6 protein-coding genes are annotated in these 8,280 nt (G+C 73.9%); 3 read left to right on the plus strand and 3 right to left on the minus strand.

The window, feature by feature from the left end; translation table 11 throughout:
• Positions 1–169: 169 nt before the first annotated feature.
• The 3 genes from ACLBYE_RS17305 to ACLBYE_RS17315 are packed head-to-tail and all read left to right on the plus strand — an operon-like array spanning position 170 to position 5,081.
• Positions 170–1,009: an FAD binding domain-containing protein gene (locus ACLBYE_RS17305; RefSeq protein ID WP_447695121.1), complete on the plus strand. Its 840-nt coding sequence runs from the start codon at positions 170–172 to the stop codon at positions 1,007–1,009.
• Entirely contained in the window at positions 1,006–3,741 is a 2,736-nt protein-coding gene (locus ACLBYE_RS17310) for a molybdopterin-dependent oxidoreductase (protein WP_447695122.1), read from the plus strand. The genes ACLBYE_RS17305 and ACLBYE_RS17310 overlap by 4 nt, the downstream gene beginning before the upstream one ends.
• Positions 3,741–5,081, plus strand: a complete 1,341-nt coding sequence (locus tag ACLBYE_RS17315; protein ID WP_447695123.1) for an NCS2 family permease — start codon at positions 3,741–3,743, stop codon at positions 5,079–5,081. Before ACLBYE_RS17310 ends, ACLBYE_RS17315 begins: the two co-directional genes overlap by 1 nt.
• 16 nt (positions 5,082–5,097) lie before the next feature.
• Here ACLBYE_RS17315 and ACLBYE_RS17320 read toward each other — a convergent pair whose 3' ends face one another.
• From ACLBYE_RS17320 to ACLBYE_RS17330, 3 genes are all read right to left on the minus strand, one after another.
• A complete protein-coding gene (locus tag ACLBYE_RS17320; RefSeq protein ID WP_447695124.1) occupies positions 5,098–5,544 on the minus strand; it encodes a PTS sugar transporter subunit IIA in 447 nt (148 codons plus the stop codon).
• A gap of 45 nt (positions 5,545–5,589) precedes the next feature.
• A complete protein-coding gene (locus ACLBYE_RS17325) occupies positions 5,590–6,318 on the minus strand; it encodes a response regulator (protein WP_447695125.1) in 729 nt (242 codons plus the stop codon).
• On the minus strand, positions 6,315–8,280 hold a 1,966-nt coding region (locus tag ACLBYE_RS17330; protein ID WP_447695126.1), incomplete at its 5' end, for an ATP-binding protein. The genes ACLBYE_RS17325 and ACLBYE_RS17330, both read right to left, overlap by 4 nt.

The following is an 8,280-nucleotide window of genomic DNA, read 5'->3' on the forward strand; positions in this document are numbered from 1 at the left end:
CTCCGATCCGGACCGCCGCCGGCCATCTCACGCAAACCTGATTCATCCTAGGCCGACGCGCGTGGGGGCGCCAAGGTTCGAAGTTGTCGGCGCGGCTTGACCGGAGCCTGTTTAGAACCGGCATAGTGTCGGGCCGGGCCGAACCGGCCTCGGACCGTCGAGCGGGCGCATGGACCTCAACACGATCGAGACCGTCGTCCGGCCGCGGAGTCGGACCGAGCTTCCCGCCTGGGCGGACGGCGATGCCTGCCTGGGAGGCGGGACGTGGCTGTTCTCCGAGCCGCAGGTCGGGATGCGGCGCCTCGTCGACCTCGCGGCGCTCGGATGGCCACCGCACGCGGTCGACGCGGAGGGCCTGACCCTCGCGGCGACCTGCACCATCGCCCAGCTCGACCGGCTGGAACTGCCGCCGGTCTGGAACGCGGCGCCGCTGGTGGGCCAGTGCTGCCGCGCGCTGCTCGGCTCCTTCAAGATCTGGAACGTGGCCACGGTCGGCGGCAACGTCTGCCTGGCCCTCCCGGCCGGGCCGATGATCGCCCTCGCGACGGCCCTCGAGGCGACCTGCACGATCTGGTCCGCCGACGGGGCCGAGCGGGACCTCCCGATCCTCGACTTCGTCCTCGCGCCGCAGCGGAACGCCCTGGCGCCGGGGGAGATCCTGCGGAGCCTGTCGATGCCGGCCGCGGCGCTCGCGCGCCGCACGGCCTTCCGCCGCATCAGCCTCAGCCCGAACGGCCGCTCCGGTGCGCTGCTGATCGGGACGCGCGGCGCGGACGGCGCTTTCGCGCTCACGGTCACGGCCTCCGTCAAACGCCCGCTCCGCCTCGCCTTCGACGGTCTGCCGGATCCGGCCGCGCTGATGCGGGCGCTGGACGAGGCGATCCCGGACGCTCTGTACCACGACGATGTCCACGGGCGGCCCGACTGGCGCCGCCACATGACCCGACACTTCGCCGAGGAGATCCGCGGGTCGCTCGACGCGGCGCCGTCGCCGGGAGCCGCGTCATGAAGCTTACGATCAACGGTGCCGCGCACGAGGGCGCGCCGAGAGCCGGGCAGTGCCTCCGGACCTATCTCCGCGAGGCGGGCTGGTTCGGCGTGAAGAAGGGCTGCGACGCCGGCGATTGCGGCGCCTGCACGGTCCATCTCGACGGCGAGCCCGTGCACAGCTGCCTGGTGCCGGCCTTCCGCGCCGAGGGACGGAGCGTGACGACGATCGAGGGGCTGGCCGGTCCCTGCCGCGCCGACGCGGCCGAGCCGGCGGCGTTCCACCCGATGCAGGAAGCCTTCCTGGCGGCCCAGGGCTTCCAGTGCGGCTTCTGCACGCCCGGCATGATCATGACGGCGGCGAGCCTCGACCAGGGTCAGAAGCAGGATCTCGGCACCGCCCTCAAGGGCAATCTCTGCCGCTGCACCGGCTACCGCGCCGTGCGCGAGGCCATCGCGGGCAGCGCGCGCTCGGTCGAGAGGGGCGGCCTCGGCGATCCCGTGGGCCGCAACCTCGCGGCACCGGCCGCGCCGCTGGTGGTGTCCGGACGCGCCCGCTTCACGATGGACGCACCGCTCGGCGACGCGCTCCACCTCAAGGTGCTGCGCTCGCCCCACGCCCATGCCCGGATCGTCGCGATCGACGCGACGGCGGCCCGCGCCGTCCCGGGCGTCGTGGCCGTGCTGACCCACGCCGACGCGCCGACGCGCCGGTTCTCGACCGCCCGCCACGAGGATCCGCGGGACGACGCCTCCGACACGCGGGTCCTCGACCCGATCCTGCGGTTCGTCGGCCAGCGCGTCGCCGCCGTGGTGGCGGAGACGGAGGCGGCCGCCGAGGCCGGCTGCCGCGCCCTGCGGGTGACCTACGAGGTCCGCCCGGCGCTCCTCGATCCCGAGAGCGCCCTCGATCCCGACGCGCCCCGGGTCCACGATCCCCGTGACTGCCCGGGCGAGGACGCGCCGCCGCTCGAACAGCACCCCAACCTCGCCGGCGAGGTGCACGGCGCGGTCGGCGACGTGGCGGCGGGCCTCGCCGGGGCCGATTTCGTCTACGCCGGGACGTTCCGGTCGCAGCGCGTCCAGCACGCCGCCATGGAGACCCACGGCTGCATCGGCTGGCGCGCCGAGGACGGCCGCCTGACGCTGCGCACCAGCACCCAGGTGCCGTTCCTGACCCGGGACGCGCTGGCGGACCTGTTCGGCCTGGAAAAGGACGCGGTGCGCGTCGTCTGCGCGCGGGTCGGGGGCGGCTTCGGCGGCAAGCAGGAGATGCTGACCGAGGATCTCGTCGCCCTGGCGGTCCTGCACACCGGCCGGCCGGTGCGCTGGGACCTGACCCGCCGGGAGCAGTTCGTCGGGACGACGACGCGCCACCCGATGCGGGTGGACGTGAGGGTCGGCGCCCGCCGCGACGGCACCCTCACGGCGCTGAGCCTCGACGTCCTGTCCGATACCGGCGCCTACGGCAACCACGCGGGCGGCGTGATCCACCACGCCTGCCACGAGGTGCTGGCCGCCTATGTCTGCCCGAACAAGCAGGTGAGCGGCCGCGCCGTCTACACCCACACGGTGCCGGCGGGGGCCTTCCGCGGCTACGGGCTGAGCCAGACGATCTTCGCGCTGGAATCCGCCCTGGACGAGGTCGCCCGCGCACTCGGCATCGACCCGTTCGCCCTGCGTCGGCGCAACGCCGTCAAGCCGGGCGACGCCATGGTGTCGAACAGCCTGGAACCGCACGACGTGATCTTCGGCAGCTACGGGCTCGACCAGTGCCTCACCCTGGTCGAGGACGCGCTGCGGGCCGATCCCGGGCCCGAGCCCGAGCCCGGCTGGCGCGCCGGGACCGGCATGGCGATGGCGATGATCGACACGATCCCGCCGCGCGGTCACCACGCCGACGCGCGGGTCAGCCTGGACGCCGACGGGCACTTCACCGTGCGCGTCGGGACGGCCGAGTTCGGCAACGGCACCAGCACGGTGCATCGGCAGATCGCGGCCTCGGCGCTCGGCGCCGCGCCGGAGCGTGTCCGCATCGCGGGCGCGGACACGGATATCGTCGGGCACGACACCGGCGCCTATGGGAGCACCGGCACGGTGGTGGCGGGCCTGGCGACGCTGCGCGCCGCCGAGGCGCTCGCGCTCCGGATCCGCGCGCGGGCCGCCGAGATCGCGGGCGCGACCCCGGAATCCTGCCGCTTCGACGGGGAGCAGGTCCAGACGCCGGCCGGCCCGGTCACGCTGGCGGCGATCGGTCCCCTGGACGCGACCGGCCGGGCCGATGGCAGCCCGCGCTCGGTGGCGTTCAACGTCCACGCCTTCCGGGTGGCGGTCGACCCGGTGAGCGGCGCGGTGCGGATCCTGAGAAGCGTTCACGCCGCCGATGCCGGGCGGGTGATCAACCCGATGCAGTGCCGCGGTCAGGTCGAGGGCGGCATCGCGCAGGCGCTCGGCGCGGCGCTCTACGAGGACGTCCAGGTCGCCGCGGACGGGAGCCTCGTCACGCAGACGTTCCGCGACTACCACATCCCCGCCTGCGCCGACGTGCCCGAGACCGAGGTCCTGTTCGCCGACACGCACGACAGCGTCGGCCCGCTCGGCGCCAAGTCGATGAGCGAGTCGCCCTTCAACCCGGTGGCGGCGGCGCTCGGCAACGCCATCCGGGACGCGACCGGGGCCCGCCTGACCGCGACCCCCTTCGCGCCCGACAGGATCTACCGGGCCGTCGCGGCCGGCCGGGCGGGGCTCGCGTGATGGATCGCGCGCGGGACGCGGTGCCGGCGGCGAGGCCCGGCTTCCTGGAACGCACCTTCCGCCTCGCCGAGCACGGCACCAGCGTGCGCACGGAGGTGCTCGCGGGGCTGACCACCTTCCTGACGATGGCCTACATCGTCTTCATCAACCCGAGCATCCTGGGGGATGCCGGCATGCCGCGGGGCGCGGTTTTCGTGGCGACCTGCCTCGTGGCGGCGCTCGGCTCGATGATCATGGCGCTCTGGGCCAATTACCCGATCGCCCTGGCGCCCGGCATGGGACTCAACGCCTACTTCACCTACGTGGTGGTCCAGCAGCTCGGCTTCAGCTGGCAGGCCGCCCTCGGCGCGGTGTTCATCTCGGGCGTGTGCTTCCTGATCGTCACGCTGACAGGCCTGCGCGCGCTCATCGTCGAGGGGATCCCGCGCTCCATGCGGATCGCCATCACGGTCGGGATCGGCCTGTTCCTGGCGATCATCGCGCTCAAGAACGCCGGCCTCGTCGCGGCGAGCCCGGCGACCTTCGTCACCCTCGGCGACCTGCACAAGCCCGAGGCGATCCTGGCGGTGCTGGGCTTCCTGATGGTGGCGGTCTTGTCCGCCCGGAAGGTGCGGGCGGCGCTGCTGTCGAGCATCCTCACCGTCACGGCGCTGAGCTTCGTCTTCGCGGGCAACACCTTCCAGGGAATCGTCTCCCTGCCGCCCTCGATCGCCCCGACCCTGTTCGCCCTCGACATTTCGGGTGCCCTCTCGGCGGGCCTGCTCCACGTCATCCTGGTCCTGTTCCTGGTAGAGCTGTTCGACGCCACGGGCACGCTGATGGGCGTGGCGAGCCGGGCCGGGCTCCTGACCGACGGGAAGATGCGGCGCCTCGACCGGGCGCTGATGGCCGATTCCGTCTCGGTCTTCGCGGGCTCGCTCCTCGGCACGTCGAGCACGACGGCGTACCTGGAGAGCGCCTCCGGCGTCGAGGAGGGCGGCCGCACCGGGCTCACGGCCGCCACCGTGGCGGTGCTGTTCCTCGCCTGCCTGTTCTTCGCGCCCCTGGCGGGTGCGGTGCCCGCCTACGCCACGGCGCCGGCGCTGTTCTACGTCGCCTGCCTGATGCTGCGCGAGCTGGTCGAGCTCGACTGGGACGATATCACCGAGGTCGTGCCGGCCTGCGTCACGGCCCTGCTGATGCCGTTCACCTACTCGATCGCCACCGGCGTCTCCTGCGGGTTCATTACCTACGCGGCGCTGAAGCTCTGCGCGGGTCGCGCCCGGGAGGTGAAGCCGATCGTCTGGGTGATCGCCGCGGTCTTCCTGTTCAAGTTCGTCGAGACCGGCGGCGCGCACTGACGGCCGCGCGGCGCCCTTACCGGCCCGTCGCGGCCGCGTAGAGCGCCGCCGCGTCCCGCGCGCCGCGCATCGCCGCGGCGGCCCCGGGGTCGCGCAGGCGACGCGCCACGCAGGCCAGCGCGTTCAGCGTCTCGCCCTCGGCGGCGACCGGGAGCAGCAGCAGGGCGACGAGGTCCACCGGCCGGTCGTCGACCGCGTCGAAATCGATCGGGTCGCGGAGCCGGGCCAGGATCCCGTAGGGGCGCGCGATGCCTTCGAGCCGCGCGTGCGGCAGGGCGATGCCGTCGCCGACCCCGGTCGAGCCCAGGCTCTCGCGCCGGATCAGCGCGGGAAGGATCGCCTCCGGGGCGAGGCCGAGGGCGCCGGCGGCGCGGCGCGCCAGCTCCTCGAGCAGAGCGCCCTTGCCGGCGGCGCGCAGACCGACGAGCGCGTCGGAGGGCGCGAGGATCCGGTCCACACTCATCGCGCGGGATCGCGGGCGCTGGGAAACATCGGGTCGTCCTCGGGATCAGTGGGCGGTCGCGCCGCCGGCGGCGCGGGGAGGCGGGGCCGGCTCGTCGTCGGGCGCGCGCAGGCGGTAGCCGACACCGGTCTCGGTCAGCAAGATCCGCGGGCGCTCGGGATCCGCCTCCAGTTTCTGGCGGAGCTGGCGCACGTAGACCCGCAGGTATTGCGGATCGGAGGAGGACGGTACCGAGCGCATCAGCTGCGCGTGGGTGAGCACCTTGCCGGCATGCAGGACCAGGACGCGCAGGAAGTCGTACTCGCGCGGCGTCAGCTTCACCTCGGCCTCGTCGACCTTCACGATCCGGCGGACCAGATCGACCGACAGGTTGTCGACGCGGAAGATCGGCCGCTCACCGCGCGCGGCGAGCTGGTGGCGCATGGCGGCCCGCAGGCGCGCCAGCAGCTCCGCCATGCCGAACGGTTTGGTCACGTAGTCGTTGGCGCCGAGATCAAGCGCCTCGACCTTGCCGCTCTCGTCGTCGCGGCTCGACAGGACGACGACCGGGAGGTCGGGATGGCTCGATCGAACCGACCGCAGCAGGTCGTGGCCGCGCATGTCGGGCAGGCCGAGATCGAGGATCACGAGATCGACGCCCTCCCGGCCGAGCAGCCCCAGGGCCGTCCGCGCATCGGGGGCCTCAAGGATGGCGTAGCCCTGCGTGGCCAGGCCCATGCGGAGGAGCTTGCGGATCGGCGGCTCGTCGTCGACGACCAGGATCGTGGGGCTCATGCGGCGATGTCCCTGGGCGCACTCCGGGCCGGAACCGGCAGGCTGACGGTGAAGCAGGCGCCGCCGCGGTCGGGGCGGTTCTCGGCCGTGACGGTGCCGCCCATCGCCTCGACGAAGCCGCGGGAGATGGCGAGGCCCAGCCCGGTTCCGGCCCGGACCCGGTCGCCCTTCCGGACGCGGTAGAACTTGTCGAAGACCCGCTCGACATCCGCCTCGGGCAGGCCGTCTCCCTCGTCCAGCACGGTGATCCGGACCCGGTCGTCCGCGCGGCGCGCGCGCACCGTCACGGTCGAGCCCTCGGGCGCGTACTTGGCGGCGTTGTCGAGGAGGTTGACCAGGACCTGCTCGAACAGGACCGGGTCGAGCGCCAGCGGCGGCAGGTCGGCCTCGACCTCCACGGCGACGCGGTGGTCGGCGAGGATCTTCTGGGTGCGGCGCAGGGCGGTGTCGACCGTCTCGGCCACGTCCTGCGCGGAGAGGTTCGGCGCCACCGCGCCGGCCTCCAGCCGGGTCATGTCGAGGAGGTTCGCGATGAAGCGGTTGAGCCGCTCCGATTCCTCGATGATCGTCGCGAGCAATTCCGCCTTGGCTTCGGCGGGCAGCGCCGCCTCGAGGTCGCGCAGGGTGCTGGCCGCGCCCAGGACCGAGGCGAGCGGCGTGCGCAGGTCGTGGCTGATCGAGGTGAGCAGCGCCTGGCGCAGGCGGTCGGTCTCGGCCGCGCGCTCGGCCCGGTCGAGATCCTCCACGAGCCGGACCCGCTCGATGGCGAGGGCGCCCATGTCGGCCAGGGCGTCGAGGAGGCGGCGGCCCTCCGGCGACAGGATCGGCCCGGTGCCGTCGGAATCGAGGCCGATCACCCCGATCGTCCCGCGCCCGGTCCGCATCGGCAGGAACAGGCGCTTGGCGCCCGGCAGCGTGTCGGCGCCCCGGCCCGCGGGCCGGTCGTTGTCGAAGGCCCACTGCGCGGCCGCGAGGTCGGCCTCGTCCAGCATGTCCTCGGGCGGGTAGCCTGCCCGCACCGTGACGGCCTGGCCGTCGGGCAGCAGGAGGACCACGCGCACCTTCAGCATCGCGGCGACCTGGGCGCAGGTGGCCCAGAGCACGTCGTCGAGGGTGCCGCAGGCGGCGAGCTTCCGCGAGAAGCCGAACAGCCGCTCCGTGGCCCGCGCCCGGCCCTGGCTGACCACCGCGACGCGGCGGGCGCGGGAGGCGAGGTTCGAGACCAGGACGGCCACCAGGGTGAAGAGCAGGAAGGCCGCGACGTTGGTTGGATCGGCGATGGTGAGCGTGTAGACCGGCGGCAGGAAGAAGAAATTGTAGGCGAGTGAGGCCGCCACCACCGAGACGAGGGACGGCCCGAGGCCCCAGCGAACCGCCACCGCCACGACCGCGGTCAGCAGGAACAGGTCGGCGTTCTCCACGCCCGCGTAGGGTTCCGCGACGATGGCTGCGCCGAGGCCCGCGGCGATCGCCGCCAGCGCGATCGCGTAGGGCCGCGCGTCGCGCCCCGGGCGCGGCGCGGTCACCGCCACGGCGCGGCGCGCCGGCTTCTCGTCCGGGACGGCCTCGCCGGGGACGACGTGCACGCTGATGGCGCCGCTGTGCCGCACGAGGTCGTACACCACCGAGCCGTTGACCAGCTCGAAGAGCCACGAGCGGTTCGCCTTGCCGACGACGATGTGGTTCACGTTGGCCGAGCGCGCGTAGTCGAGCACGTCGTCGGCGATCCGGCGCCCGCCCGGCAGGGTGACGGCGTCGCCGCCGGGGGGGGCGGGGGGCCGCAGCGCCCCCGCGGTGCGGGCGGGCCCGGCCCCCCCCCCCCGCCCCCTGCCCGGGATCGCCGCGGCCGCCGCGCCGGCGGCCCGCGCCGTCCCGGGCGTCGTGGCCGTGCTGACCCACGCCGACGCGCCGACGCGCCGGTTCTCGACCGCCCGCCACGAGGATCCGCGGGACGACGCCTCC

The sequence above is a fragment of the Methylobacterium sp. A52T genome (assembly GCF_053346095.1).